The sequence below is a fragment of the Actinoplanes sp. HUAS TT8 genome (genome assembly GCF_051380535.1).
Taxonomy (GTDB): Bacteria; Actinomycetota; Actinomycetes; order Mycobacteriales; family Micromonosporaceae; genus Actinoplanes.
On sequence record NZ_CP195646.1, the window covers coordinates 2,377,033 to 2,403,371 of the forward strand.

Annotated in this window: 23 protein-coding genes; 8 read left to right on the forward strand and 15 right to left on the reverse strand. The window is 71.1% G+C overall.

Annotated features, from left to right (window positions below):
- Positions 1-11: 11 nt before the first annotated feature.
- Together ACSHV8_RS10410 and ACSHV8_RS10415 are read left to right on the forward strand one after the other, a co-directional pair.
- Positions 12-1,076: a hypothetical protein gene (locus tag ACSHV8_RS10410; RefSeq protein ID WP_436531769.1), complete on the forward strand. Its 1,065-nt coding sequence runs from the start codon at positions 12-14 to the stop codon at positions 1,074-1,076.
- Positions 1,077-1,119: 43 nt separating this feature from the next.
- A complete protein-coding gene (locus ACSHV8_RS10415; RefSeq protein WP_436531771.1) occupies positions 1,120-2,502 on the forward strand; it encodes a pyridoxal-phosphate dependent enzyme in 1,383 nt (460 codons plus the stop codon).
- On the opposite strand, the gene ACSHV8_RS10420 is transcribed toward ACSHV8_RS10415, so the two are convergent.
- The gene (locus ACSHV8_RS10420; RefSeq protein WP_436531773.1) at positions 2,499-3,014 is read right to left on the reverse strand and encodes a MarR family winged helix-turn-helix transcriptional regulator; all 516 of its coding nucleotides are present in this window, start codon (positions 3,012-3,014) and stop codon (positions 2,499-2,501) included. The two genes, ACSHV8_RS10415 and ACSHV8_RS10420, sit on opposite strands and share 4 nt — an antisense overlap.
- Positions 3,015-3,053: 39 nt before the next feature.
- Here ACSHV8_RS10420 and ACSHV8_RS10425 point away from each other — a divergent pair, with 39 nt between their 5' ends.
- Positions 3,054-3,965, forward strand: coding sequence for a DMT family transporter (locus ACSHV8_RS10425; RefSeq protein WP_436531775.1), 912 nt, complete (start codon positions 3,054-3,056; stop codon positions 3,963-3,965).
- On the opposite strand, the gene ACSHV8_RS10430 is transcribed toward ACSHV8_RS10425, so the two are convergent.
- The 11 genes from ACSHV8_RS10430 to ACSHV8_RS10480 form a co-directional block, all read right to left on the reverse strand.
- Positions 3,907-5,181, reverse strand: coding sequence for an NtaA/DmoA family FMN-dependent monooxygenase (locus ACSHV8_RS10430; RefSeq protein WP_436531777.1), 1,275 nt, complete (start codon positions 5,179-5,181; stop codon positions 3,907-3,909). The two genes, ACSHV8_RS10425 and ACSHV8_RS10430, sit on opposite strands and share 59 nt — an antisense overlap.
- A gap of 55 nt (positions 5,182-5,236) precedes the next feature.
- Positions 5,237-5,932, reverse strand: a complete 696-nt coding sequence (locus ACSHV8_RS10435) for a sulfotransferase domain-containing protein (RefSeq protein WP_436531779.1) — start codon at positions 5,930-5,932, stop codon at positions 5,237-5,239.
- Positions 5,933-5,955: 23 nt separating this feature from the next.
- Positions 5,956-6,702 (reverse strand): ABC transporter ATP-binding protein, encoded by a 747-nt coding sequence (locus tag ACSHV8_RS10440; RefSeq protein WP_436531781.1) that lies wholly within the window; start codon positions 6,700-6,702, stop codon positions 5,956-5,958.
- Complete coding sequence (locus tag ACSHV8_RS10445; RefSeq protein WP_436531783.1) at positions 6,695-7,495, reverse strand: ATP-binding cassette domain-containing protein; 801 nt, start codon at positions 7,493-7,495, stop codon at positions 6,695-6,697. Before ACSHV8_RS10445 ends, ACSHV8_RS10440 begins: the two co-directional genes overlap by 8 nt.
- Positions 7,492-8,313 carry an ABC transporter permease gene (locus ACSHV8_RS10450; RefSeq protein ID WP_436531785.1) on the reverse strand — a complete coding sequence of 274 codons (822 nt, stop codon included), beginning with the start codon at positions 8,311-8,313 and terminating at the stop codon, positions 7,492-7,494. The genes ACSHV8_RS10445 and ACSHV8_RS10450 overlap by 4 nt, the downstream gene beginning before the upstream one ends.
- Complete coding sequence (locus tag ACSHV8_RS10455) at positions 8,310-9,266, reverse strand: ABC transporter permease (protein WP_436531787.1); 957 nt, start codon at positions 9,264-9,266, stop codon at positions 8,310-8,312. Before ACSHV8_RS10455 ends, ACSHV8_RS10450 begins: the two co-directional genes overlap by 4 nt.
- Positions 9,266-10,759 (reverse strand): ABC transporter substrate-binding protein, encoded by a 1,494-nt coding sequence (locus ACSHV8_RS10460; protein ID WP_436531789.1) that lies wholly within the window; start codon positions 10,757-10,759, stop codon positions 9,266-9,268. Before ACSHV8_RS10460 ends, ACSHV8_RS10455 begins: the two co-directional genes overlap by 1 nt.
- Positions 10,760-10,761: 2 nt before the next feature.
- A complete protein-coding gene (locus tag ACSHV8_RS10465; RefSeq protein WP_436531790.1) occupies positions 10,762-11,451 on the reverse strand; it encodes a DUF1684 domain-containing protein in 690 nt (229 codons plus the stop codon).
- 138 nt (positions 11,452-11,589) lie between these two features.
- Entirely contained in the window at positions 11,590-13,296 is a 1,707-nt protein-coding gene (locus ACSHV8_RS10470) for an ATP-binding protein (RefSeq protein WP_436531792.1), read from the reverse strand.
- Positions 13,297-13,396: 100 nt separating this feature from the next.
- Positions 13,397-15,601, reverse strand: coding sequence for a ricin-type beta-trefoil lectin domain protein (locus tag ACSHV8_RS10475; protein ID WP_436531794.1), 2,205 nt, complete (start codon positions 15,599-15,601; stop codon positions 13,397-13,399).
- A 159-nt stretch (positions 15,602-15,760) separates the two neighbouring features.
- Positions 15,761-17,635 carry a BTAD domain-containing putative transcriptional regulator gene (locus tag ACSHV8_RS10480; RefSeq protein ID WP_436531796.1) on the reverse strand — a complete coding sequence of 625 codons (1,875 nt, stop codon included), beginning with the start codon at positions 17,633-17,635 and terminating at the stop codon, positions 15,761-15,763.
- A 179-nt stretch (positions 17,636-17,814) separates the two neighbouring features.
- On the opposite strand from ACSHV8_RS10480, the gene ACSHV8_RS10485 reads away from it, so the two are divergent.
- From ACSHV8_RS10485 to ACSHV8_RS10500, 4 genes are all read left to right on the forward strand, one after another.
- Positions 17,815-19,221: an FAD-binding oxidoreductase gene (locus ACSHV8_RS10485; protein WP_436531798.1), complete on the forward strand. Its 1,407-nt coding sequence runs from the start codon at positions 17,815-17,817 to the stop codon at positions 19,219-19,221.
- A 114-nt stretch (positions 19,222-19,335) separates the two neighbouring features.
- Positions 19,336-20,745: a hypothetical protein gene (locus ACSHV8_RS10490; RefSeq protein WP_436531800.1), complete on the forward strand. Its 1,410-nt coding sequence runs from the start codon at positions 19,336-19,338 to the stop codon at positions 20,743-20,745.
- A gap of 77 nt (positions 20,746-20,822) precedes the next feature.
- Positions 20,823-21,959 carry an LLM class flavin-dependent oxidoreductase gene (locus ACSHV8_RS10495; protein WP_436531802.1) on the forward strand — a complete coding sequence of 379 codons (1,137 nt, stop codon included), beginning with the start codon at positions 20,823-20,825 and terminating at the stop codon, positions 21,957-21,959.
- Positions 21,956-23,131: an LLM class flavin-dependent oxidoreductase gene (locus ACSHV8_RS10500; protein WP_436531804.1), complete on the forward strand. Its 1,176-nt coding sequence runs from the start codon at positions 21,956-21,958 to the stop codon at positions 23,129-23,131. Before ACSHV8_RS10495 ends, ACSHV8_RS10500 begins: the two co-directional genes overlap by 4 nt.
- A 10-nt stretch (positions 23,132-23,141) precedes the next feature.
- On the opposite strand, the gene ACSHV8_RS10505 is transcribed toward ACSHV8_RS10500, so the two are convergent.
- Both ACSHV8_RS10505 and ACSHV8_RS10510 read right to left on the reverse strand, forming a co-directional pair.
- Positions 23,142-24,140, reverse strand: coding sequence for an NAD-dependent epimerase/dehydratase family protein (locus tag ACSHV8_RS10505; protein ID WP_436531805.1), 999 nt, complete (start codon positions 24,138-24,140; stop codon positions 23,142-23,144).
- A gap of 90 nt (positions 24,141-24,230) precedes the next feature.
- On the reverse strand, positions 24,231-24,752 hold the full coding sequence (locus ACSHV8_RS10510; RefSeq protein WP_436531806.1) for a TetR/AcrR family transcriptional regulator: 522 nt from the start codon (positions 24,750-24,752) through the stop codon (positions 24,231-24,233).
- A 77-nt stretch (positions 24,753-24,829) separates the two neighbouring features.
- On the opposite strand from ACSHV8_RS10510, the gene ACSHV8_RS10515 reads away from it, so the two are divergent.
- Positions 24,830-25,879, forward strand: coding sequence for an aldo/keto reductase (locus ACSHV8_RS10515; protein ID WP_436531808.1), 1,050 nt, complete (start codon positions 24,830-24,832; stop codon positions 25,877-25,879).
- 6 nt (positions 25,880-25,885) lie between these two features.
- Here the strand turns inward: ACSHV8_RS10515 and ACSHV8_RS10520 are convergent, their stop codons facing one another.
- A complete protein-coding gene (locus tag ACSHV8_RS10520; protein WP_436531809.1) occupies positions 25,886-26,332 on the reverse strand; it encodes a DUF2690 domain-containing protein in 447 nt (148 codons plus the stop codon).
- Positions 26,333-26,339: the final 7 nt, after the last annotated feature.

The window sequence follows — 26,339 nt, forward strand, 5'->3', positions numbered from 1 at the left end:
TCGGAGGCGAAGTGAACCTGCGATACGGCCTGAACCCGCATCAGCGACCGGCCACCGCCATCCCCGTCGACCCGCACCGCCGGCCGTTCCGGGTGCGGCACGGCGAACCGTCGTACGTCAATGTCCTGGACGCCGCCGGCGCCTGGCAGCTGGTCCGGGAGGCCGCGGCCGCTCTGGGCCGGCCCGCCGCCGCCTCGTTCAAGCACGTCTCCCCGGCCGGGGCGGCCGTCGCGGGCGGGATCGACGAGGTGACGGCTGCGACCTACCGCCTCGACCGGGCGAGCATCAGCTCGGTGACCAGTGCGTACGTCCGGGCCCGGGACGCCGACCCGAAGAGTTCCTACGGCGATTTCGTGGCCGTGTCGGAGCCGGTCGACGCCGAACTGGCCGACCTGCTGAGCCGCGTGGTCTCGGACGGCATCGTCGCCCCCGGCTACGAGCCCGGCGTCGTGGCCACCCTGTCCCGGAAGAAGAGCGGCCGGTTCTTGATCCTCGAAGCCGATCCGACCTTTGTGCCCCCGCCGACCGAGACCCGCGAGGTCTACGGCCTGCGGCTCACCCAGCCGCGCGATCCGGTCGAGCTGAACCGGGATCTGCTGGCCGGCCACGGTCTCCCGGACAGCGCCGTCGACGACCTGCTGCTCGGGCTCGTCGTCGTCAAGCACACCCAGTCCAACTCGGTGGCCTACCTGCGCGACGGCATGACGCTCGGCATCGGCGCGGGCCAGCAGTCCCGGGTCGACTGCACGCGGCTCGCCGGGGCCAAGGTCGACACCTGGTGGCTGCGCCGGCATCCTGCTCTGCGGCCACCGGCGCCCGGCGCCCGGATCCAGGACGTCATCGACCGGCAGATGAGCCTGGCCGAGCCCGCGGAATGGCGGCGCCGGCTGGACGGGGTGGCGTTCGTGTCCGACGGCGCGCTGCCGTTCCCGGACAACGTCGAGCACGCGGCCCGGCACGGGGTCCGCTACGTCGCCGAGCCGGGCGGATCCCTCCGATCGGACGACGTGGCCGCCGCCTGCGCGCGGCTCGGGGTCACTCTCGTACACACTGGGGTTCGTCTTTTCCAGCACTGAGACCTAATATCCAGAAATCCTATATGCCTGATAGGGTATTGGAATGAGTGTGCTCGATGCCATCGGAGACACGCCGCTGATCCGCCTCACCCGGATCACCGCCGGTCTCACCGCCGAGGTCCACCTCAAGGCGGAGTTCCTCAACCCCGGCGGCAGTGTCAAGGACCGCGCCGCGCTCGCCATGGTCCAGGCCGCCGAGCAGTCCGGTGAGCTGCGATCCGGCGGCGTCATCGTGGAGGGCACGTCCGGCAACACCGGCGTCGGCCTGGCCATGATCGCCGCTCAGTGCGGGTACCGGGCGCTCGTCGTCGTCCCCGACAAGAGCAGCGAAGAGAAGATCAAAACCTTGCGCGCGTACGGCGCCCAGGTCGTGATCACCACCGGCGGCGTCACCCGGGAGGACCCTCGGCACGTGTCCCAGGTCGCCGCCCGGCTCGCCGCCGAGACCCCGGGCGGGTGGCTCGCCGGTCAGTACGACAACCCGGCCAACCCGGGCGCGCACCTGGCCACCACCGGCCCCGAGATCTGGCGGCAGACCGGCCACCGGGTCACCCACTTCGTGGCCGGGGTCGGCACCGGCGGCACGATCAGCGGCGCCGGCGCGTTCCTGCGCTCGGCCGGCCGGGTCACCGTGGTCGGCGCCGACCCGGAGAACTCGGTCTACGGCGGCGGCGACGGCAGCCCGTACTACGTGGAGAGCATCGGCCACTACGTGCACCCGGACACCGCCGAGGACGTGTGGCCGCAGTCCTACCACCGCGAGATCGTCCACCGTATCGAACGGGTCAGCGACCGCGAGTCGATCGAGATGACCCGCCGCCTCGCCCGGGAGGAGGGCATCCTGGTCGGCGCGTCCACCGGCACCGCGGTCGTCGCCGCCCTGCGCGTCGCCGGCGAGCTCGGCCCGGAATCCGTGGTCGTGGTCCTCGCCCCGGACTCCGGCCGCGCCTACCTGTCCAAGTATTTCGACGACGGCTGGTTGCGCCGCGCCGGCTTCCCCGCCCCGGCGGCGCCGGGCCCGCTGGTCGCCGACGCCCCGGTGACGGCGCCGCTGCTGGTCCCGGCCACTTCCCGGGTACGAGACCTGCCGGCCACCGGCCCGGCCGAGGTGGCCGTCCTGGTCCTGCCCCGATCGGACCGCCCGATCAGTGATCCGGCCCCCGGCGACGTCATCGGCTCGGTGCCCCTGGAAGCACTCCGCGGTGCCTCCCCGGACGCGCCGCTGACCGCTTACGCCCAGCCACCGCTCCCGCCGGTCGGCACGGCCGAGCCGGCCGCCGAGGCCCTCGCCCGCACCCCCGCCGACGCGGGCCGGCTCGCCGTGCTGACCGACGGACGCATCACCGGCGTCGTCCCGCGCGCCGCCCTCGCCGCCCTCACCCGGCTCGCCCCGGCCGCCTCGAACGCAACCGGGTCGCGGCACTAGTCCCCGGCCGGCCGCGGGGACTCGAAGCAGGCCAGCCACGTCGTGAGGATCGGCTCCAGGCGGGCGGCGTCCTCGGGTGACAGCAGGTCGAGCAGGCGGCGTTCGTTGCGCATGTGCTCGGCGAACGCCTGGTCGATCAGCTTGCGCCCGGCGTCGGTGAGGGCGACCACCCGGGCCCGGCCGTCCCCGCTCGCGCGCCGCCGGGTGACCAGGCCACCGGCTTCCAGGCGGTCGATGCGCTTGGTCATCGCGCCGGTCGTGACCATGGTGAACGCCGCGAGTTCCCCGGGCGCGCGCTCGAACGGCTCGCCGGCCCGGCGGAGGGCGGCGAGCACGTCGAACTCGCCCTCGCCGAGGCCGTAGCGCCGGTAGACCAGGCGTAACTCCTCGGTGAGGTAGCCGGCGAGACGGTGCAGCCGGCCGATGACGCCCTGCGGGCGTACGTCCAAATCTGGTCTTTCCTGATTCCAGGCCTGCTGGATCCGGGCGACGTGGTCGAGCTGCTCAGCCATGCTTCCAGAATAACTTCCGGGGAAGCTATAGTCGCTTCCATGGAAGCTAATCTGCGGTGGCCTCTCGTCACCGCGCTCGCCCCGATCGCCTTCGGCACGACCTACTTCGTGACCCATCGATATCTGCCGGCCGGCTACCCGCTCTGGGGTGCCGCGATCCGGGCCCTCCCGGCCGGGCTGCTGCTCCTGCTCGTGCACCGGCGGCTCCCGACCGGCGCGTGGTGGTGGCGCTCGATGGTCCTGGGCAGCCTCAACATGGGCGCGTTCTTCGCGCTGATCTACCTGGCCGCACAGTTGCTGCCGACCAGCATCGCCTCGACGATCATGGCCACCTCGCCGGTCGGCCTGATGCTGATGGCCTGGGCCGCCCTGTCCGAGCGCCCCCGCGCGGCGCACCTGGCCGGGGCCGGCATCGGCGTCGCCGGCGTCTGCCTGATGCTGCTCACCGGCCCGGTCGCGGTCGACATCCGCGGCGTGCTGGCGTCGGTCGCGGCGATGACGATGTCGTCGCTCGGCTACGTGCTGGCCAAGAAATGGAGCAGCGACATCGACGTCTTCTCGCTGACGTCGTGGCAGCTCATCGCCGGGGGAGTGCTCCTGGTCCCGGCCGCCGTGCTGGTCGAGGGCGGTCCGCCGCCGGTGAACGGGCGGTCGCTGGCGGCTTTCGGGTACGTCACGGTGGTCGCCACCGCGATCGCGTTCTCCGCCTGGTTCACCGGGCTGCGGCACCTGAGCGCGGGCACGGTCGGTCTGATCGGCCTGCTCAACCCGGTCACCGGCGTCCTGCTCGGCACCGCGATCGCCGGGGAGCGGCTCGGCGCCCGGCAGATCTGCGGCCTGGTGCTGGTTCTGGTCGGGGTGCTGCTCGGCCAGCCCGCCGTGCAGGGGTGGCTCAGGGCAGTGCGAGGCCCAGGTTCTCGCGCAGTGTCGCCCCTCGGTAGTCGTCCTTGACGATGCCGCGTTTCCGCAGCTCGTGCAGCAGGCCGTTGACCACGAAGTCGTGCTGCGTGTCATCGTGCAGGCCGCCCAGCGACAGCACGTCGAGCACGCCCGCCTCGAACCGTTCCTGAACCGCGTCGGCGAGCTGCTCCGGCGTGCCGGCCACCGACCAGTGCCCGGTGTCCTGCGCCGCCTGGATCAGTTCACGCAGCGTGCGGCCCTCCCGGATCAGCCGGCTGAAGATCTCGGCCCGCCCACGCCGGCGGTTGATCGCGCCGATCTCGGGCAGCAGGCTCTCCGGCAGCGGCTCGTCCAGCTTGGCCTCGGACAGGTCCACGCCGCCGCCCAGCATGTCGGCGACCAGGCCGCGCCCGCGTTCGTAGTCGATCGCGTCGAGGCGTTCGCGGACCAGCCGCCGCGCTTCCTCCTCGGTCGCCCCGAAAGTCGCATGGAAAGAACTGAAGATCAACGGCAAATGGGGCGTACGGCCATGAGCCGCCGCCCGCCCACGGATCCGGCTCGTGAACTCCCGGGCGTCGGCCAGGGTCGGCAACGCCGTGAACACGATCTCGGCATACCGGGCGCCGAGCGCGATCCCGGCCTCGGACTGCCCAGCCTGAATCAGCACCGGCCGGCGCTGCGGCAGCGGCGGAATGTTCAACGGCCCCTCGACCTGGAAGAACTCCCCGGCATGCCGGATCGGCTCGATCAGCGCCGGATCCAGCACCGCCCGTCCGTCCGGCCCGGCCCGCAGCGCCCCCGGCCGCCAGCTGTCCCACAGCGCGTTGACCACCTCGATGGTCTCGGCCGCGCGGGCGTACCGCTGCTCGGGCGACGGCAGCTCGCCGGGCCCGAAGTTCTGCTCCCCGATCGACGAGGTCACCAGATTCCACGCGGCCCGCCCGTTGCTCACGTGGTCGAGCGTGCCGAAGAGCCGGGCCAGGTTGAACGGGTGATGGAACGTGGTCGAGACGGTCGCGATCAGCCCGGCCTGGGAGGTGACCTGGCTGAGCGCGGCCACGAAGATCAGCGGCTCCTGCGCCCCGATCGTGCCCTGCGCCCCGAACACCAGCAGATCGGGCACGAACAGCGCGTCGATCCGCGCCGCCTCGGCCCGCCGGGCCACCAGCTTCGCGGTGTCGAGCGTCGACCGTCCCGGGTCGAGCGCCAGCTCATACGGCCCGGGAAACCCGCCGGCACCGGCAATCGTGGCGAGCGTACGCGTCATGGATCGAACGTATCGACGAACCGTCACGCCGGTTTCACAGGCGCCGTCACACCTGTCAACGGCCGGTCCCGTAACCCAGCAGCGCCATGGCGGCCCGGTTGTCGGCCCGTGACCAGAACAGCTCGTGCAGCTCGTCGGGGAGTTCGTCGCGATGGCTGCCCGTACGTCCGCGGCGGAAGAACCGGTCGTCGTGTCGACGCAGCTCGTCCATCGACGGGATGACGGCGTCCGGCCGGATTGCCAGGCCGGGCGTCAGCGCGGTGACGACCGGCGGAACGACGGCCCACGGATCGCGTGTCAGGTCCTCGTAGCGCAGCACGACACGATGTTCGGCCGGCGGGCGCAACCAGCTGAGGACGTTGCTTCCCCAGCTGCCGGTGCCGGTCGGTTTGTCCCGCAGGATCTGTGCCCGCAGCTCGGTCTCGTAGCGGCCCGGATTCTGCTCACTGGCCTGCCGGGCCCAGGAGACCAGTGCGTCCCGTCCATCCCGGACCAGGCAGACCGCGTGGTCGCGGTCGTCGACCTCGGCATCGCGCTGCCGGTGCGTCTTGACGAAGTGCGGCTCGTCGGATGCTCGCAACTCGGCCAGGTCCGCAGGGCGTTCGGTGAAGCCGATCAGGTCCGGGCCGAGGCGGGCGGCGACGCCGTCGATGTCGTAGATGGTCGAGGTGCGCACACCGTACAGGCGGTTCAGGACGATGCGCAGGAAGGTGTTGCCGGAGCGGGGAAAGGATGCGACCCAGACGAGCATGTGCGGACTTTATCCAGCGAGCTCTATCCGGGCAGCCGGGGGACACCGGCGAGCAGGGTCCGGGTGTACGGATGTGTCGGCGCACCCAGCACCGCGGCGGTGTCGCCCTGCTCGACCAGCCGGCCGTGCTGCAGGACCGCGGTGTGTGCGCACAGCTCCGCGACCACGCCGAGATCGTGTGACACCAGCAGGATCGTCAGGTCACGTCCGGCGCAGAGAGAGGCGAGCAGGTCGACGATGCGTACGCGGGTGGTCAGGTCCAGGGCGCTGACCGGCTCGTCGGCCAGTAGCAGCCGCGGGTCGCAGACGATGGCGCGGGCGATGGCGATGCGTTGCCGCTGCCCGCCGGAGAATTCGTGCGGGTAGCGGCTCGCGGCGTCGGCCGGCAACCCGACCGCGTCCAGGGCGGCCGCGACCTTCGCCGGGTCGGTGCCGAGGCCGAGCCCGCGCAGCGGTTCGCCGACGATGCGGGCGATCCTCTGACGGGGGTCGAGCGACGAGTACGGGTCCTGGAACACCGCCTGCACGGCCCGCCGATACGCGCGTAACCGGGCCGGGACCAGCGGCTGCCCGTCGAACCGGATGACGCCGCTGGTGGGCCGGGTCAGCCCGAGCAGCAGCCGCAGCAGCGTGGTCTTGCCCGCCCCGGACTCGCCGACGAGGGCGACGTTGCGCCCCGGATGCACCGCCAGTGACACGTCGGTGAGCGTCGCCGCGCCTTTGCCGTAGGCGAATCCGACCTGATCGGCCTCGACGATGGGTTCAGTCACGGGCCAGGCCCTTCAGTGCGGTGTCGAAACGGCGTGCCGCCTCGACGAGCGAGCGCGTGTACTCATGTGCGGGCCGGGCCACGAGTTCGCCGATCGGCCCGGATTCGACGATCCGCCCGGCCCGCAGCACGTGGGTGTTCCGGGCGACCCGCGCGGCCACCGGCAGGTCGTGGGTGATGAACAGCAGCGCCGTCCCGTGCGCGGTGACCAGCCGGTCGAGCAGGTCGAGGATCTCGGCCTGCACGGTCACGTCGAGCGCGGTCGTCGGTTCGTCGGCCAGCAGCAGCCGCGGCCGGCACGCCAGGGCCGTGGCGATCGCCACCCGCTGCCGCTGGCCGCCGGAGAGCTGGTGCGGATAGGAGCCGGCGATCCGATCGGTATCGGTCAGCCGCACCTCGTCGAGCGCTTCCCGCACGGCGTCCCGCAGCCCGTTGCCGCGCAGCCCCCGGAACCGGCGCAGCGGCACGCCGATCTGCCGTCCCACGGTCATCAACGGGTCGAGAGCGGTCAGCGGTTCTTGAAAGACAGTGCTGACCACCTTTCCGCGTACGGCGTTGCGTTCGCGCTCGGGCGCACCCACCATGTCCACCCCGTCGACCGTGGCCGAGCCGGTCGCCGTGATCCCGGCCGGCAGCAGCCCGGCCACGGCGAGCGCGGTCAGTGACTTGCCCGAGCCGGACTCGCCGATCAGCCCGACCCGCTCACCCGCCTCGACGGTGAACGACACGTCGTCGACCAGCGCCTTCCCCGAGTGATCGCGCAGGGTGAGGCCGTCGACGTCGAGAAGGCTCATCGGTCGCTCCGCAGGCGGGTCGGGTCGGTCAGGTCGCGCAGCCCGTCGGCGCTCAGGTTGATCCCGATGACCAGGATGACCAGGGCGATGCCGGGGGCGAGGGCGGCGGTCGGCGCGGTCAGCACGGTGGCCTGGGCCTCGAAGAGCATCCGGCCCCAGGACGCGTTCGGCGGCGGCGTGCCCAGCCCCAGGTACGACAGGCTGGCCTCGGCCAGGACGGCCAGCCCGGCCTGCAGGGACAGGTTCACCAGGACGACCGGGCCGATGTTGGGCAGCACGTGGTCGAGCACGATCCGCGGCCAGGAGATCCCGGCGATCCGCGCGGCGGTGATGTAGTCGCGGGCCAGGACCTGCTTGACCAGCACCCGGGTGAGCCGGGCGACGATCGCGGCCATGGCCAGCCCGATGGCCAGGATCGCCGTGCCCAGCGACGCGCCGGTGCCGGCCACGATCAGCATGGCCAGCAGCAGTGTCGGGAACGCGATGAGGATGTCCAGGGTGACCGCGGCGGCGTCGTCGAGCCAGCGGGTGGCGAACCCGGCCAGCAGTCCGGCGCTCACCCCGAGCACGCCCCCGACGGTGACCGCGCCGAGCGCGGTGCCGAGCGCGATGCGCCCGCCGATCAGCAGCTGGGTGAACAGGTCCCGGCCGAGCTTGTCGGTGCCCAGGAGATGGTCGCCGCCCGGGGGAGCCAGCCTACCGCCGGAGGTGTCGTCCGGGGCGAAGGGCAGCCAGACGTACGACACCACGACCGCGACCACGACGATGAGGACCAGGGTGAGGCCGATGGCCAGGTGCACCGACCGCCGGCGGCTCACGACGCGCTCCGCAGCCGCAGCCGGGGGTCGACCAGTCGCTGGGTCACGTCGCCGAGGAAGCCGACGACGAGCACGGTGGCCGTGCTGACCAGCATCACGCCCTGGATGACCGGGTAGTCGTGCTGGCTTATCCCGCGGACCAGCAGGCTGCCGAGGCCGGGCAGCGCGAAGACGCTCTCCACGACCACGGCGCCGAGGAACGTGGTGGCCAGCTCCATGGCCAGCACGGCGATGACCGGCACGGCCGCGTTGCGCAGCCCGTGCCGCCAGAACGCCTCGCGCGCGGTCGCGCCGAGCGCCCGGGCGGTGCGCAGGTAGTCGGCGCCGAGCACGTCCAGGGTGGCCGCCCGCACGTACCGGATCAGCGACGCGGACATGACCAGCGCGACCGTGACGACCGGCAGGACCAGCGACTCGACGGCCGTCCCGGGGTCGGCCCAGCCGTCCGGTGGGAAGCCGCCGGCCGGCAGGACCTTCAGGTTGAGCGCGAACACGGTGATCAGCAGCAGGCCCAGCCAGAACGCCGGGACGGCGATGCCGAGCTGGGCGATCGCGTTGAGCACCGGCCCGTACCAGCGGTCGGCCCGGGTCGCGGCGAGCACGCCGACCGGCACCGCGACCAGCACGGCCAGGACGAACGCGGCCAGGGTGAGCGGGACCGTGACGGGCAGCCGGGCGGTGATCTCCGGGCCGACCGGGAGCGTGCTGATCAGCGAGTGTCCGAGGTCGAGGGTGACGACGCCGCGCAGCCAGTCCAGGAACTGCGACGGCAGGGACGCGTCGGTGCCCAGCTGCCGGCGGGCCGCCTCGATCTGCTCGGGCGTGGCGCCGACCGGGAGCAGGGCGTTCGCCGGGTCGCCGGGCAGGAGCCGGAGCAGCACGAACAGCACGACCGCGGCGAGGAACAGCGACCCGATGAGGATCGCTGTCCGCCGCACGAGATAACGACTCATCAGCTCTTCGTGATGCCGTACGCGAAGAATTGTGCGTTGAGGCCGTTGACCGGGTAGCCGGAGAGCTTCGACGAGGCGACCACGATCTGCGGGTAGAGGTAGAGCCAGTCGCTGGCCGCCTCGGTCGCGATCGTCTTGTTGGCCTGCTTGAGCAGCGCGGTCTGCTCGTCGGTGGTCTTGGCCTGCTCGGCCTGGTCGATCTCGGTCGTGACCTGCTTGTTGTCGTAGCCCCAGTAGAAGTCCGGGTTGCCGTACCAGACGACGTCGCGGTCGTTGACGTGTTCCTGCAGCGTGGCCGCGAAGTCGTGCTTCTGGTAGACCTTCGTGTACCACTCGTCGGCCGTGATCGTGTTGATGTTCACGGTGACGCCGATCTTGGCCAGCTCGGATTTGATGAAGGTGGCCGCGGTCGGGTGCGGGTCGTAACTCGGCGTGTCCAGGGTGAACGTGAAGCCGTTGGGGAAGCCGGCGCCGGCCAGCAGCTGCTTGGCGCTGTCCACGTTGTAGGCGTTGACCGAGGTCAGGTCCTCGTACCAGGGGTCGCTGGGCGGGACCATCGAGCCGATCAGGGTGCCGTAGTCGCCCCAGATCGACGACAGCAGCTTCTTGTCGTCGATGGCCTGGCTGACCGCCTGCCGCACGGCCACGTCGGTGAACGGCGCGACCTTGTCGTTGAAGGCGAGCAGCAGCTTGGTCGTCGACTTGCCGTTGTTCACCTTGTAGGCCGAGTTGCTGCTGAACTGGGCCAGGGCGTCCGGGCTCTGCTCGCTGGTGACCACGTCGACCGCGTTGGTCAGCAGCGCGTTGTTCAGCGCGGTCGCGTCGGTGTAGTAGTGGAAGACCACGCCGGCGTTCTTGGCCGGGGTGCCCCAGTAACCGTCGAAGCGGGTCAGGCTCAGCGTCGACCCGCGCTTCCACTCGCCCAGCTTGTACGGTCCGGTGCCGTCGGCGGTGGTGGTGAGGTCGGTCGCGGCCGAGTTCACGATCCACACGTAGCTGAGGTTGTAGACGAACGAGATGGACCGGCTGGACAGCGTGACCACCACGGTCGCGTCGTCCGGGGTGGCGATCGACTTGATCACCGACAGGTTGCTCTTGCGGGCCGACTTGGAGTTCTCGGCCGTCACCTTCTCGATGCTGGCCTTGACGTCGGCCGAGGTCAGCGCCTTGCCGGAGTGGAACTTGACGTTCGGCCGCAGCGTGAACGTGTAGGTGAGACCGTCGTCGCTGACCTTCTGGTCCTGGGCGAGCAGCGGCTCGACGGCACCGGTGTCGGTGAGCCGGAACAGTCCCTCGTACACGTTGCCGTTGAGGGCCTCGGTGACGCCCTGCCCGCCGCCGGCGGTGTTGTCCAGGTTCTGCGGCTCGTAGACCGAGCCGATCTGGATGGTGGCGGCCGCGCTGTCGGTCGCGGTCTTGGTGCCGCCACCGCCGCAGGCGGCCAGCAGCCCGGCCAGGCTCAGGGCGGTGACTGCGGCCAATATCTTTCGCACGGCTATTTCTCCAGGTCGGTTCGGAAGAGGGGGAGTTTCTCGCCGGCCTCGACGGGCACGGCGAGCCGGTTCTGCGGCGGCGGCAGCGGACAGTTGTAGTGCTCCGAGAAGCCGCACGGCGGCACGAACGCCTTGTTGAAGTCCAGGACGACCCGGTCGGTTCCCGGTTCGCGTTCGACGAACAGGAAACGCCCTGAGCCGTACGTGTCGGTCCGGTTGGTCGGGTCGCCGAAGACCAGCAGCAGCGTCCCGTCGTCGTCGAACGCGCTCAGCGTGTAGTCCCGCCCGTCCAGGCTCAGGAACAGGTCACCGGGGACCGGCAGGTCACGGGTGAACCCGGCGTCCTGCGCGTGCTCGAACGGCACCTTGCGGTCGTCGGCGACGTCGGCGTAGCGCGCCTCGAGAACCCAGGCCGGGTCGTACGGGAAGGTGTCGATCCGCTCGAATGCCTGGATCGCCGGGGAGGCCGCGTCCCACAGGCGCACGCCGTGCTCTTCGACGCTGGTCAGTGGATTCCACCGGCGCAGCCGGGTCGCGGTCACGGTCGTCGGCTGCCCGTCGAGGGCGGCGTCCGGATCGTCGGTGCCCCACCGTGTCTCGATCAGGGCCAGGTTGCCGGTGGCCCCGGTCACCGCCCGGCGGCGATCCTCCAGCCAGCCGGCGTGCTCACGCGCCGCTACGTCCTGCGTCATCGGGGGATCCCTTGAGTTGATCTTGCGAGTACCTGACCAAACCCTAGCCCCGCAGTAGGCTTAGGGGCCATGGTCACGCTGGTCACAGCCCATAGCGCCATCTATGGACCGGTATGGGATCCCTGAAACCAGGGGTTCTCAGACGTCCCGGGCCGGTGCGGTGGCCGGCAGGATGCTGTCGACGGTGGCGAGCAGGTCGCGCACGGCGATGGGCTTGGTGAGATAGGCGGTGGCACCGGCATCACGGAGCCGGGCCCGGCTGTGCTCGGTCGCATCGGCGCTGAGCACGACGACCGGGATGCCACCGGTGGCCGGCTCGCTCTTGAGCAGCGCGAGCAGCTCCTCGCCGGGCATGTCGGGCAGGTGCAGGTCGAGCAGGATCAGGTCGGGACGTTCCTGGCAAGCCAGGTCGAAGCCGAGCGCCGCGTGCGTGGCCGAGGTGAGCGTGACGGCCGGCCGGTGGGCGAGCACGTCGGTCACCAGGCGCACGTTCTCGGCCACGTCCTCGACGTAGAGCACCCGGACCGGACGTTCGTGGCGTGCGGGGGCGAGCGGGCCGGGTCCGTCGCCGGCGCCCCGGTTATCGTCCGGGGGTGTGGCGGTCGGCAGGTCGACCCAGAAGGTGCTGCCCTTGCCCTGGGTGCTGGTCACGTCGATCTGGCCGTGCATGCTGGTGACCAGATGCCGCGACAGCGACAGCCCCAGGCCGGTGCCCTCGAAACCGGCCTTCGCGGCGTCGAGTCGCTCGAACGGGGTGAACAGGGCGCCGAGCGACTCGGCGGCGATACCGCGCCCGGTGTCGGCGACCTCGATCCGCAGCCGGTGAGCCGGCCGGGACCGCACGGTGACGGTCACCGTGCCGCTCGGACGGTTGAACTTGATGGCGTTGGACAGCAGGTTCATCAGCACCTGGCGCAACCGCTGCCGGTCGGCGGCGACACACGACTCGGGCGGGATCTCCGGCAGCGGCGTCAGCTGCACGGCGGCCGCGTCGGCGATCGGGCGGACCAGGTCCAGGACCTCGGTGAGCAGGGCGCCGACGCGCACCGGTTCGATCGTCAGGGCCAGGTGACCGCCCTCGATCCGGGTGATGTCCAGGACGTCGTCGAGCAGGGCCAGCAGGTGCCGCCCGGCGTTGTAGATCAGCCCGGCCCACGTGCGGTGCTCGTCGTCGATCTCGCTGAACGAGAGCAGTTCGCTGAAGCCCAGGATCGCGTTGAGCGGGGTACGCAACTCGTGGCTGACCCGCGACAGGAAGCCGTTCTTGGCGTCGTCGGCCGCCCGTAGGGCCTGGTTCGCCTCGTGCAGTTCCTGGGACCGGCGCAGGATCTCGGCCTGCATGTGCTGCGTGCGTTCGCGCAGCTCGTCGGTCTCCCGCCGGGTGTTACTGCCGTGCTGCTGCAGCGCCACGAACTCGGTGACGTCCTTGGCCTGGTGCAGGATGTAGATCACGTCGCCGGTGGCGTCGAGGACCGGATTGTTGCGCGGACTCCAGTAACGTTCCTCGAACCCGCCGCCGGCCTCGGCCGGTCGCTCGACGTCGTACTTCTGCACCGCCATGGTGTCCGGCGTCCGCAGATCCAGGACCCGGTGCAGCGACGCGCGCAGGTTCGCGGTGCCGGTCGCCCGCGGGTCGTCGGGATTGTCGGGGAAGACCTCGAAGATGCCCCGGCCCAGCACCTGCTCGCGCCTGGTCAGGGTGGCCTGCAGGTAGGCATCGGTGGCCGCCACGATCCGCAGGTCCGGATCCAGGACCAGGTAGAGATCGGGAGCCGACTCGAACAGCGCCTGGAAGTCGACCGCTTCGGGCTGCACCGATCGGGAGGAATCCGGCAGACCGGTCACGCTCTTGATCGTATCAACGCGCCCGGTCCGGTACCGGCGCAATGAGGTGGCCGGACCCTGCGCTCGGGCCCGGCCACCGCACGTACCCATCAATCGGGTTTTAAGGGAAGTTGACCAGGTAGGAGTTGTTGTAGCTGGAGTTCGCCGCCGCGCCCGTGTTGTTGATGATGTGGGAGATGGTGCCGACGCCGCCGAGAGATACCGCGGCCATGTTGTGGAACTTGACGCCGGCGACCGCGGGGACCTCGAAGGCGTGGGCCGAGGCGACCGAGTTGTTGACGTTGAAGAAGCAGTAGCTGCCCAGGCCCCAGGCCTCGAACGTGGTGACCGCGTTGTTCACCTTGATCGCCGGGTAGCCGTTCTGGGTGCCGTTCATCCAGGCGGCCTGGTTCGGCGGGTCGTAGGGCATCTCGTTCTGGAAGAAGACGATCTTTCCGTTGGCGCCGTTCCAGACGACCTCGTTCTTCTGGTAGTGCTCGACGAACAGGCCGGTGGCCAGGACGTTGTCGCCGTTGACGGTGAGACCGTTGTCGGCCGTGTTGACCGCCCAGCCGATGCCGGCGCCGTGGTCGGCCCGCCACGCCCACGTGTGGTCGATGATCGTGTTGTTGGTGTTGACGACCAGGCTGTTGGTGGCCTTGCCGGCGACCATGCCGCCGATCCGGAAGAACACGTCCTGCACCGTGGTCGGGTTGGCCGCGTGCGACACGGCGGTCTTGGCCAGGCCGACCTTGAGCAGCGTGTCACTGTTGGTGGTTCCGGCATCGAACAGAAGACCCTTGAGACGTACGCCGTCGACGTCGGCCACGTCCATCGCGTTCACGCCGTTGTCCGGGATGATCGTCGGGTAGCCGATGCCCAGCACGACCGTGTTGGCCTTGGTCACGTGCAGGGTCTGGTTGACGTGGTAGATGCCGGGCGTGAAGAACAGGTTGCACCCGTTGGCCAGGGCCGTGTTGATCGTCGCGGCCGAGTCGGTGGGCTTGGCGACGAAGAAGTTGCTCATCGGCAACGAGGTGCCCGGGGTGCTGCCGCCGGCCCAGCTCGGACCCGAGGCGTTGGTGCGCAGCGAGGGCAGGAAGACCCGGTACTTGCCGGCCGAGTCGAGGTAGAGGTACGGCACGTCCCGCGAGATCGGCGTGGTGGCCAGCGTCGTGTAGCGCGGGCCGGCGGCCGGGTCGGTGTTGAAGTTCGTCGCCGGGGCGCCACCGGTCCCGGAGAACACCATGTTCCAGTTCGAGCCGCTCCACGAGCCGAGCGTGCTGTCCTTGGTGTACCACTGCTGCTGGGACGCGGACTCGGCGTTCCCGTCGATCTTCGAGTCGGAGATGTAGCCGCCGCTGGCCCAGCCGTAGCTGGCCGGGAACAGATTCAGTCCACCGATGACATGCATGCGACGGTACGGCGCGGCCTGCGCGACCGCCCAGCGGTTGGTGCCGCCGTTGGTGTTGACCGACAGGTTCTCGGCCGACCGCCAGAAGTTCTGCGTCGCGTTGCCGGCGTCGCTGGCGTTGAACGCGTCCACGGTGACCGCGCCGTTGATCCGTACGTCATCGGGGTTCTGACCCAGGCCCAGGATCGAGGTGTTGAAGCCGATGTTGGCGCCCACGTTGTACGGCGTGGTGCTGGGTTTGAAGACGAGCGCGTCGCGCCGCGTGCCGAACTGGGCCGACAGGGTGTCCTTCTGCGCGTTGAAGACACTGTCCAGCGAGGACTGGATGGCCGCGTCCGACATCGAGTGGTCGTAGATGTGGACGTTGGCGCCGAGGTCCGGGGTGTCGGAGTAGGTCGGGCACGTCCCCGGGTTCGTCGGCGTCGTCCCGACCGCGAACTTCTGCGCGCCGGTGCCGTTGCAATCCCAGATCTGCAGGCGGGTCCCGTTGGCGGTCGCACCGCTGGGGGAGTCCATGCAGCGGCCCGACGACGGGTTCTTGAGGCTGCCGTCGGCCTGCTGGACCCACTGCTGGGCGCCGGTGCCGTTGCAGTCCCACAGCTGCAGGACGGTGCCGTTGGCGGTGCCGGCGCTGGTCACGTCCAGGCAGCGGCCGATCGTGGTCAGCGCGGTCCCGCTCCACGTCCAGTGCTGGTCGGCGCTGGTGGTCTGGCAGTCCCAGAGCTGGATCGGGGTGCCGTTGACACCGGTGTCGTCGCCGCTGACGTCGACACACTTGGCGCCGGGGCCGGTGATGGTGTTGCCGGTGATCGCGGCGAGGGCGGCCTGACCGCCGCCGACGGTGAGGCCGGCCGCCACCAGGATCAGGGCGAGCAGCGCGAGCAAACCGCGCCGTCGGGGGACAACTGCCATTGCTGTCCTGCTTTCTATGGGCACGCGGCCTCACCCTCGACCGGCCCGCGGACTGGGCGAGAGAGCGCTCTCAGAAATGTTTCCTTAGTGTTTCCATCCCTGGCGAGTGTGTCAAGCATCGACAGATCTCAAAAAAGGGCCGGCCCCGCCGGCGTGGTGCTAGACGGCGCGCAGGGCGCGTTTCGGGAGGGAGGCGGGGAACGGCTTGCCGAGGCGACCGAGGACGGCTTCGCGGTAGGCCTGGGTGTGGGCGGCGATGGCCTTGCGGCGGGCGAACCACCGGACGATGTCCAGGTAGCGGTAGCGCTGGTAGCCGGTCGGCTCGACCAGATGGGCGTCGACCATCGTCTCCATGAGCCGTTCGGCCTCGGTTTCCGGCAGGTCGAGCAGGCGGGCCGCGGTGTCGACGGTGACCTCGTCGTCGTCGACCAGCGCGACCAGGCCGAACGCGACGGCGGCGAGCGGGTCGGCGGCCTGCAGGACCGCCAGGTCGCGTTCGAACGGGGCCTCGACCAGGATGCAGTCCTCGTGGACAGCGACCGGCTGGCGCATCTCGACGCGCAGGCGTTCGCCGATCGACGCGACCGACCAGCCGGGGCGGGCGGCCAGGCGGGCGGCGCCGAGGCGTACGGCCAGGGGCAGGTGGGAGCAGGCGTCGGCGAAGTCCAGGGCGGCCCGGTGTTCGGTGTCGACGCGGTCGCGGCCGGCGACGCGCCGGAACAGTTCGACGGACTCCTCCGGCTCGAACGCGGACAGCGACACCCAGCGGGTGACCGGCAGTTCGGGGATGCGCCGGCCGCCGGTGAGGATCACGGCGCTGCCGGTGCCGGCCGGCAGCAGCGGGGCGACCTGGGCCCGGGTCCGCGCGTGGTCGATCAGCACGAGCAGGCGGCGGCCGCAGGTGACGGTGCGCCACAGGGCGGCCCGGTCGGCCGGGTCGTGCGGGATGTCGGCGGCCGGCACGCCCACGGCACGCAGGAAACCGGTCAGCACGTCCCGGTCCTCGCGCAGGTCGGCGTAGAGCTGCCCGTCCGGGAACTCGGGCCGGATGCGGTGGGCCAGGTGCAGGGCGAGCGCGCTGGTGCCGATGCCGCCGAGCCCGACGATCCCGACCACCGGGGTGCCCGGCTCGCGGGTGACGAGGACCTCGGTGAGCTGCTCGATCAGTGCGGTGCGGCCGACGAAGTCCCGGATACCCAGCGGCAGCTGCTCGGGGGCGCTGGTGACCACGGCGACGGCGGGCTGCTCCCAGACCGGCGCGGCCAGGGCCGGGACCGGCTCGCCGGTGAGGATCCGCTGGTGGACGTCGCGCAGCGCCGCGCCCGGGTCGAGGCCCAGCTCGTCGGCGAGCCGGGCGCGGATCCGCTGGTACTCGGCGATGGCCGCGGCCTGCCGGCCGGTGCGGTACAGGCCGAGCATGAGCAGCCCGCTCAGGCCCTCGTCGAGGGGGTGTTGCTCGACCAGGGCGGTGAGGTCGATGACGGCGGCGCCGGCCCGTTCGGTGCCGATGTCCAGGGCGAGCCGTTCCTCGGTGGCGGTGTGCCGTTCCCGTTCGAGCCGCACGCGCTGGGCTGCCGCGTAGGCGCCGGGCACGTCGGCCAGGGCGGAGCCGTGCCACAGACTCTCGGCGTGGTGGAACGCCTGGGCGGCGGTGCTGTGGTCGCCGCCGTCGCGCGCGGTGCGGGCCCGGGTCACCGCGGCGGTGAACTCGGTCAGGTCCAGGGCGTGCGGTTCCAGGCGCATCAGGTAGCCGCCGTTGACGGTCGCGATCACGTCCGTACCGAAGATCTGTCGTAATCGGGAGATGTAGGTGCGCAGCGTCAACGTGGCGGTGCGCGGCGGATCGCCGTCCCACACCGCGTCGATCAACGCCTCGAGGGTCGCCTGGCGTCCCTCGCGCAGCGCCAGGACGCCGACCACGACACGCTGCTGCGGGGCGCCGAGGTCGAGTTCCTGGTCGCCGCGCCAGGCGCGCACCGGGCCGAGCACCGAGAGCCGAATCCGCCGGCTGGTCATCGTCGTCGTCATCGTCATCCACATCCCTGTTGTCGCCGGTCTGGTGCAACAACCATTCAAGCCGGAGTGTTTCCGCCCGCGCCAGCGGCCTGACCAGGGCGTCTACCTTTCGTCGAACCTTCGTCGACGTCGAGACGGCTCAATGGTCGAGTTGTCCGGCACCCGCCGGGCCACGTACTTCCGAAAGGCCGTTTCTCGTGAGCACACTCCACTCTTCCGGCGTCACTTCCGCGGACGACCTCGCCGCGTTGCGGGCGGCGGTCGCCGGTCCCGTCCTTGTGCCCGAGGACGAGGGCTACGCGGACGAGATCGCCACCTACAACCTCACCGTCGTGCACCGGCCGGCCGTCGTCGTGGGCGCCACCACCGCGGCCGACGTCCAGGCGGCGGTCCGGTTCGCGGCCGCCCACCAGTTGCCCGCCTCGGTCCTCGGCGCCGGCCACGGCAGCTCGGTGTCCTCGGCCGGCTCGGTCATGATCACCACCCGGCGGCTGACCGGGCTGGACATCGACGCCGACGCGATGAGCGCGCGGGTCGAGGCCGGCGTCCGGTGGGCCGACTTCATCGAGCAGGCGGCCAAGCTCGGCGTCGCCGGGCTCAACGGCTCGTCGCCGACCGTCACCGTGGTCAGCTACACGCTCGGCGGTGGCCTCGGCCCGTTCGGCCGCAAGCACGGCTACGCGGCCGATCATGTCACCGCGCTGGACGTGGTGACCGCCGACGGCGAGCTGCGGCACGTGACCGCCGACAGTGAGCCCGACCTGTTCTGGGCCTTGCGCGGCGCCAAGGGCAACTTCGGTGTCGTGGTCGCCATCGAGTTCGCGGTCTTCCCGATCGAGGCGTTCTACGGCGGCGGCATCTTCTTCCCGGGCGAGCTCGCCGGCGACGTGCTGCACCTGTTCCGCGAGTGGGTGAAGACCGTGCCCGAGGAGATGACCGCCTCGGTCGGCCTGCTGCACCTGCCGCCGGCGCCGTTCGTGCCCGAGCCGCTGCGCGACCGTCTCGTCGCCCACCTGCGCATCGCCTACCTCGGCGGGCCGTCCGACGGTGCACTGCTGGTCGAGCCGTTCCGCAAGCTGGGCACGCCGATCATCGACGCGGTCGGCGCCCTGCCCTACGCGGCGGTGGCCGCGGTGCACAACGACCCGGTCGACCCGCTGCCCACCTACGAGCACGCGATGCTGCTGCGGGAACTGCCGGCCGAGGCGGTCGACACGATCCTGGGCCTGGCCGGGCCGGGCGCCGAGTCGCCGCTGATCCTGGCCGAGGTGCGGCACCTGGGCGGCGCTCTCGGGCGCGCGCCGGAGGTGCCGAACGCGGTCGGCAACCGGGACGAGACGCTGTTCAACGTGTTCCTGGTCGCGGCCGGGGGCCCGCCCGACGCGCCCGCGCTGCTCGGCTACGAGCAGCGGCTGATCGACGCCCTTCAGCCCTGGTCGACCGGTCGTCGCTACCTGAACTTCATGTTCGAGGCGGACGCCGACGAGAAGACGGCCGCGCTGGCCTACGCGCCCGAGGCCTACGAGCGGCTGGCTGCGATCAAGCGTGAGTTCGACCCGGCCAACCTGTTCCGGATCAACCACAACATCCCGCCGGCGAGCTGACGAACTCCCGCGGCGTGTGGTGTCCCCCTGCCGCACGCCGCGGGCGCACACTCTTAACTTCCTGTTTCAAGACCCGATCATCGACGTACGGCGATGGCTCTTATGGTCTCGGCCATGACCGATTTCCGGGTGCGAGCGCGGTACGCCGCGGCCGTGGCGACCGCCGCGACCCTGCTCGCCGCCGTGCCGCAGATCGCCCACGCCGCCACGACCGCCGCCGACCTGCCGTTCGCGCAGGCGATCTTCCGGGCCACCCACAACTCCTACTCGGGCAACGTGGCCGGCGCCCGGGGCTCGATCACGCAGCAGCTCGACGCCGGGGTGCGTTTCCTCGAGTTCGACGTGTGGAGCGGCGACTACGCGACCGCCGGCGACTACCGGATCGGGCACAGCGAGGCCGGTGACCAGGTCGATCACACGGGCGGCAACCCGGCCGGGGATCAGCTGCGCGCCTGGCTGACGACCGTGAACAGTTGGTCGGCGGGGCATCCGGCGGCTGCCCCGATCACCGTTCTTCTCGATCTCAAAGACGACCTTTCGGCGCGTACGTCGTACGCGAACGGCAATCTTCTGACCTTGAACGACGAACTGCGTGAGGTCTTCGGGGACCGTCTGGCCCGTGGTCTCGACACGCCCGGGGCGTTGGGGCCGGTCGCGTCGCTGCGCGGGCGGATCCTGACCGTGCTGTCCGGGAACGCGACGGCCCGCACCAGTTACAAACGCGACACCGGCAGCAACCCGGCGGTCGCGATCAACACGCGCGGGCAGGTCGTCGAGGTGCACGACAACGGCGCCGGCGTGCTCTGGTACTGGACCGGCGTCTACGGCGCGGACGGCAGCCTGACCTGGCGGCGCCACGGAAAATACGACACCGGCAAGACGCCCGCGGTGGCGATCAACGACGACGGCACGGTGGTCGAGGTGCACCAGGCGCCGAGCGGGAACGCGCTCTGGTCGCGCGTCGGGCGACTCGACGACGCGGGCGAGATCACCTGGTCGGCGTCGGCCAAGTACGACACGGGGGTGCTGCCGAGCATCGCGTTCCCGGACCCGGCCACGAACGCCGTGCGCGAGATCCACCGCAGCCAGAGCGGCAGCCAGAACTGGGACTGGAAGGGCACCGTCGGCGCTACCTCGGTCACCTGGGGCGCGCACGCCACCACGTCCGACGCCCGCTTCCCGACCGTCACCGCGACGTCCGGCGGCCGGTCGGTGACGGTGGCCGGTGGGACCCTGACCGCGGCCACCGACCGTGTCCCGGCCACCGCGATCCGGGCGCCGCAGCTGGCGTTCGTCGAGTACCAGGCCGGAGACAGTGCCACGCTCAAGGACGGATCGGTGTTCTGGGCGGCGACCGCGTCGAACAAGTCGTTCGTGCTGTCCGGGCGCCAGGCCGGGGTCAGCGTGCGCGGCTGGGACTTCGACTCGGCCGGCCTGGCCACGAACCCCCTGGCGAACTACCCGGCGACGAACACGCCCAGTGCCGCCTGGTACCAGACCCTCCTGGCCGGCGCGGTGTCCTGAGGGGTGGCCCTAAACACTACATTGCCCATAGGGTATGCAGAGTAGGGTTCGGGGCAGGCTCGCTCGGGAGGTAACTCGTGAAGTTTCAGGTGCTCGACATCCTTCCCAACCTGACCAACCCGGTGACCGGGCGCGAGATCCAGCCCGACGAGCGGTTCTCGCAGGCGCTGACCTCGGCCCGGTACGCCGAGGAGTTCGGCTTCGACGCGGTGGCGATCGGCGAGCGGCACGCCGGGGCGTTCCTCTCCAGCGGGGTCTCGGTGCTGCTCGGGGCGGTCGCCGCCACCACCAGCCGGGTGCGGATCTCGACCGGGGTGTCGGTGCTGTCCATCCTCGACCCGCTGCGCGTCGCCGAGGACTACGCGACCGTCGACCAGCTGTCGCGCGGGCGGCTCGAACTGGTCATCGGCAAAGGCAACGAGCTGCGCCAGCTGCCGATGTTCGGCATCGAGAACGGCGAGCAGTGGGACGCGCTGGCCGAGAAGTACGAACTGCTGCGCCGGCTGTGGCGAGAGGAGAAGGTCACCTGGCAGGGCCGCTTCCGCGGGCCGCTGGACGAGGTGACCAGCCTGCCCCGGCCGTACGCGGGCGCCCCGCGCGTCTGGCACGGCTCGGCGACCACCCTGACCTCGGCCGAACTGGCCGGAACCTGGGGTGACCCGCTCTTCTCGGCCAACGCGATCCAGCCGCGCGACAACTACACGGTCCTGATCGACCACTACCGGCGCACGTATGCCGAACACGGGCACGACCCGCGCTTCGCCTACGTCGGGGCGGGCGCCGGCTTCCTGTATCTGGCCGACACGACCCAGCAGGCGCGGGAAGCGTTCGGGCCGACGTACGAGAAGATCATCGAATTCTTCAACAGGCCCGGCAACCACACGCCCGGCAACGAGTCGACGTTCTCGTCGATCGACGACGCCATCGCTCGCGGGCCGGTGCTGGTCGGGTCGCCGCAGCAGATCGCCGAGAAGATCCTCTGGTTCCACGAGGCGTTCGGGCACGACCTGCAGTCGTTCAGCCTGCCCACCATGATCCCGCACGAGCAGCAGCTGACCATGCTGGAGCGCTTGGCCTCGGAGGTGCTGCCGGTGGTCCGGCGGGCCGCGCCGACGACGCTGTGGGGCGACGAGGATCCGTACGGGGGACGCCCGGCCGCCTACGGGCGCACGGTCGCCGACGCCGCCGGCGCGGTCGAGGGGAGGACCTCGTGAGTACCACACCCCTGTCCGTTCTTGATCTGATCCCGCGCAGCAGCGGCACCACCACCGGGGAGGCGGTGCGCAACCTGATCGACCTCGCTCGGCGGGCCGAGACCGCCGGGTATCACCGCTACTGGTTCGCCGAGCACCACCTGAACCCGGGCGTGCTCGGTGTCTCGCCGGCCGTGTCCATCGCCCTGGTCGGCGCGGCCACCGCCACGATCCGGCTCGGCTCGGCCGGGGTGCAGCTCGGGCACCGGCAGCCGCTGGCCACCGTGGAGGAGTTCGGGCTGCTCGACGCCGCCTACCCGGGCCGGCTCGACCTCGGGCTGGGCCGGTCCATCGGGCGGCAGAAACCGGACGACGGGCCGGCCGTCACCGCGGCCGTCTCCGCCTACACCGCGCAGCGCGGCGGCGGGCGGCACACCGCCGAGCAACGCGCCGACAACGGTCTGCTGCTGCCCCGGCAGTACGACTTCACCGCGCGGCTGACGACCGCGGGCGGCAAGGTGGCGGCGTTCCTCGACCTGCTGCAGCAGCCGGGCGCGTACACACCCGACTACGAGTCGCAGATCAGCGACATCCTCGACTTCCTGGCCGGTACGTACGTCTCACCGGCGGGCACCCCGATCCACGCGTATCCGGGGGAGGGCGCGCCCGTCCAGGTCTGGATCCTCGGCGCGTCCGGCGGATCCAGCGCGACCGTGGCCGGTGCGCGCGGGCTGCGGTTCGTGGCCGGCTATCACCACAGTCCGAGCACCGTGCTCGACGCCGTGCAGGCGTACCGGAAGGCCTTCGTCCCCTCCGAGGTCCTGGCCGCGCCGCACGTCGCGGTCTCGGCCGACGTCGTCGTGGCCGACAGCGACGAGCAGGCCGCGGTGCTCGCCTCCGGGTACGGGCTGTGGGTGCGCGGCATCCGCTCGGGGGTGGGCGCGATCCCGTTCCCGGCGCCCGAGGACGCCGCCCGGCACGAGTGGAGCGACGACGACCGCGAACTGGTCCGGGACCGGATCGAGACGCAGCTGGTCGGTTCGCCGCGGACGGTGGCCGACCGGCTCGAACAGCTGCGCGACGCGACCGGCGCCGACGAACTGGCGGTCACCACGATCACCCACCGGCACGCGGATCGGGTGCGCTCGTACGAACTGCTGGCCGAGGAGTGGCGGCGGCGCGGCCACTGGTGACCGTCATCGATCAGCGCAGGGCGAGCAGGCTCTCGGCCGTCTCCGCGATGGTGTCCTCGATCGGGCGGGTCTTCCAGCCGAGCAGCCGTTCCGCCTTGGCCGAGGTGGCGTCGAGGTTGCGGCCGAGCAGCATGCGCAGCGAGCCCATCTGCGGGTTGACCCGGGCCAGGCCGCGGGCGGCCCACAGCGGCATCTCGCGGGTGGGGACCTTGGCCGCCCGCTCACCCAGGCGTTCGCGCAGGACGGCGGCGATGTCGCGCTGCCACAGGCTGTGGCCGGCGGTGGCGATGAACCGCTCGCCGGCCGCGGCCGGGGCGGTCATGGCGAGCACGTGCAGGGCGGCGACGTCGCGTACGTCGACGTAGCCGGAGGCGAACTTGAGCAGTGCCGGCATCGAGCCGTCGAGCATGCGGGAGATGACACCGAGCGACGGTGAGAAGTCGGGGCCGAGGACCGGGCCGAGCACGCCCGTGGGGTTGACCGTCGCCAGTTCGAGCCCGCGGCCCGGGCCGCCGGCGAATTCCCAGGCGGCGCGTTCGGCGAGCGTCTTCGATTTCTGGTACGGCCCCACGCCCGCGTCCACGTTCGTCCAGTCCCGCTCGGTGAACGGGGTGTCGCGAGGCTCGTGCCCGTAGGCGATCGCACCGATCGCCGAGGTCATGACCACCCGCCGCACCCCGGCGGCGCGCGCCGCCCGCAGGACCCGCAGCGTGCCGTCGACGGCCGGGCGGACCATCTCGTCGTCGTCGCGCGGCACCGTGGTCAGCGTGGGCGAGGCGACGTGCAGGACCGCGTCGCAGCCGGCCACCGCGTCGGCCCAGCCCTCGTCGCTGCCCAGGTCGGCGCGGACGACTCGGACGTCCGCGCCCGGCTCCAGGGTGGCGCGGATCCGCGGCTCGCGGGCCAGGTCGCGCACGGTCACGCGGACCGAGTGCCCGGCGTCGAGCAGGGCCCGCGTGCACCAGCCGGCGATGTAACCCGAACCCCCGGTCACCAGAACGTCAGCCATGATTTGCCCTCCTTGGAGTGTTTTGTGCGGTCACTCCAAGGTAATGGAGACCTCTCCACTTCGTCAACGGTTAAGTGGAGAAGTCTCCAATTACTTCTGCAGGCCGTCCAGGATCAACGCCAGGATGGGCTGCGAGCGGTCCGGCGCGGCCCGCCAGAGCGCGCCGGTGAGCTGCAGGAAGTCGCCCGGCTCGGCGTCGGCGCGGATGCTGCCCTCGCTCTTGCCGGCGTCCAGCAGTCGCGTGATGGCGGCGATCACCGGTCCGTACGTCTGCTCGGTGATCGACTTGTGCGCGTCCGGGCTGAGTGCGGCGCCCAGGGCGTGCTTCTTGCGCATCGCGTCGACCAGGTCGGTCGTCCAGTGTCGCAGCGCCTCGACCGGGGTCTTGGTGGCCAGCAGCTCGTCGACCGAGCCGATGAGCAGCCCGACCTCGTCCTGGTAGATGTCCAGGATCAGTGCCTCGCGCGACGGGTAGTTGCGGTACAGCGTGGCCGGGCCGACGCCGGCGCGCTGGGCGATCTGGTTCATCGAGGTGTCGCCGTCCTCGGTGAACGCCGCGCGGGCGGCGGCCAGGATGCGAGCGCGGTTCTCGCGGGCGTCCGAGCGGACCATCGTTGCTCCCTCACTTGCTATCTGGAGAGGTCTCCGTTAAATTAGTGGAGACCTCTCCACAACGATAGAGGAGCAGCATGCGCTACATCAAGCTCGGCCGGACCGGACTGGACGTGTCGCCGATCGCCATCGGCGCGATGACCTACGGCGACCCCGGCCGCGGCCACCCGGTCTGGTCACTCGACGAGGACACCAGCCGGCCGCTCATCCGGCACGCCCTGGACGCCGGCATCAACTTCTTCGACACCGCCAACATGTACTCGTACGGGTCCAGCGAGGAGATCCTCGGCCGCGCCCTGCGCGACTTCGCCGACCGCGACGAGGTGGTGATCGCCACCAAACTGCGCCACCCGATGCGGGCCGGGGCCAACAGCAGCGGCCTCTCCCGCAAGGCGATCATGACCGAGGTCGAGCACAGCCTGCGCCGGCTCGGCACCGACTACATCGACCTCTACCAGATCCACCGCAACGACAACGCCACGCCGTGGGAGGAGACCCTCGAAGCGCTGCACGACCTGGTCAAGGCCGGCAAGGTGCGCTACCTGGGGGCCAGTTCGATGCACGCGTGGGAGTTCGCCAAGGCCCTGCACCTGCAGAAACAGCACGGTTGGGCGCGGTTCGCGACGATGCAGCACCACTACAACCTGCTGGCCCGGGAAGAGGAGCGCGAAATGATCCCGCTCTGCCTCGACGAGGGCGTGGGCACGGTCATCTGGAGCCCCCTGGCCCGCGGGCGCCTGGCCCGGGCCTGGGACGACGCGCGGTCCACGACCCGCGCCGAGACCGACGGCGGCTACGCCGACATGCTCTACTCGCCGGCCGAGCAGGACGCCAACCACGCGATCGTCGACGCCGTCGGAAAGATCGCGGCCGAGCGCGGCGTCAGCCGGGCCCAGATCGCGCTGGCCTGGCTGCGGAGCAATCCGGTGGTCACCGCGCCGCTGGTCGGGGCCAACACCGTCGCTCAGATCGACGACGCGGTGGCGTCCCTGGAGATCCGGCTCACCGACGAGGAGATCGCCGCGCTGCAGCGGCCGTATACCCCGCGGTACGACTTCCAGGGCATCTCCGACGAGGCCGAGATGCAGCGGATCCGGGACAGCATCCCCGGCTACGCCCACGCCTGACCGGCGTCAGTACCAGTCGGTGCAGTGGGGGCGGCCCCGGTAGTCGGCGCAGGCCCGGGCCACGTTCGGCCGGTAGTCGTTGTAGGCGCCGGTGTAGGCCGACCGGGCCGGGCCCGACGAGCCCTTCGGGCCGACCCAGTGGGCGCCACCGTCGGTGGAACGATCGAGGTACACCTCGGCCGGCTGTCCGCCGTTGTACCGGGCCCACGCGCAGCGGGCCGCGCTGTTGTAACGCAACTCGACCCGGTTGAAGCCGGTCCCGTCCACCCAGGTCACCACCCTCGCGGTGACGAACTGGCCGGTCGCCGCCCAGTTGGCGGCGGTGCTGCGCTGACCGTCGTCGCAGTGCGGCGCCCAAGGAGCGGTGGCCGCGTGCGGGCCGTCCGTCCAACCCTGCGAGAGCAGAGCGCCGATCGCCAGCGTCGCCGTGGCGAGGGCGGATGCCACCTTCATCGGGAAT

Coding starts and splice junctions, on each gene's coding strand:
- ACSHV8_RS10455 (WP_436531787.1), bottom strand. CDS start 9,266: ATGAGTCGTTATCTCGTGCGGCGGACAGCGATCCTCATCGGGTCGCTG.
- ACSHV8_RS10480 (WP_436531796.1), bottom strand. CDS start 17,635: ATGACGATGACGACGACGATGACCAGCCGGCGGATTCGGCTCTCGGTG.
- ACSHV8_RS10465 (WP_436531790.1), bottom strand. CDS start 11,451: ATGACGCAGGACGTAGCGGCGCGTGAGCACGCCGGCTGGCTGGAGGAT.
- ACSHV8_RS10445 (WP_436531783.1), bottom strand. CDS start 7,495: ATGAGCCTTCTCGACGTCGACGGCCTCACCCTGCGCGATCACTCGGGG.
- ACSHV8_RS10510 (WP_436531806.1), bottom strand. CDS start 24,752: ATGGTCCGCTCGGACGCCCGCGAGAACCGCGCTCGCATCCTGGCCGCC.
- ACSHV8_RS10425 (WP_436531775.1), top strand. CDS start 3,054: ATGGAAGCTAATCTGCGGTGGCCTCTCGTCACCGCGCTCGCCCCGATC.
- ACSHV8_RS10520 (WP_436531809.1), bottom strand. CDS start 26,332: ATGAAGGTGGCATCCGCCCTCGCCACGGCGACGCTGGCGATCGGCGCT.
- ACSHV8_RS10430 (WP_436531777.1), bottom strand. CDS start 5,181: ATGACGCGTACGCTCGCCACGATTGCCGGTGCCGGCGGGTTTCCCGGG.
- ACSHV8_RS10515 (WP_436531808.1), top strand. CDS start 24,830: ATGCGCTACATCAAGCTCGGCCGGACCGGACTGGACGTGTCGCCGATC.
- ACSHV8_RS10435 (WP_436531779.1), bottom strand. CDS start 5,932: ATGCTCGTCTGGGTCGCATCCTTTCCCCGCTCCGGCAACACCTTCCTG.
- ACSHV8_RS10420 (WP_436531773.1), bottom strand. CDS start 3,014: ATGGCTGAGCAGCTCGACCACGTCGCCCGGATCCAGCAGGCCTGGAAT.
- ACSHV8_RS10415 (WP_436531771.1), top strand. CDS start 1,120: ATGAGTGTGCTCGATGCCATCGGAGACACGCCGCTGATCCGCCTCACC.
- ACSHV8_RS10475 (WP_436531794.1), bottom strand. CDS start 15,601: ATGGCAGTTGTCCCCCGACGGCGCGGTTTGCTCGCGCTGCTCGCCCTG.
- ACSHV8_RS10490 (WP_436531800.1), top strand. CDS start 19,336: ATGACCGATTTCCGGGTGCGAGCGCGGTACGCCGCGGCCGTGGCGACC.
- ACSHV8_RS10505 (WP_436531805.1), bottom strand. CDS start 24,140: ATGGCTGACGTTCTGGTGACCGGGGGTTCGGGTTACATCGCCGGCTGG.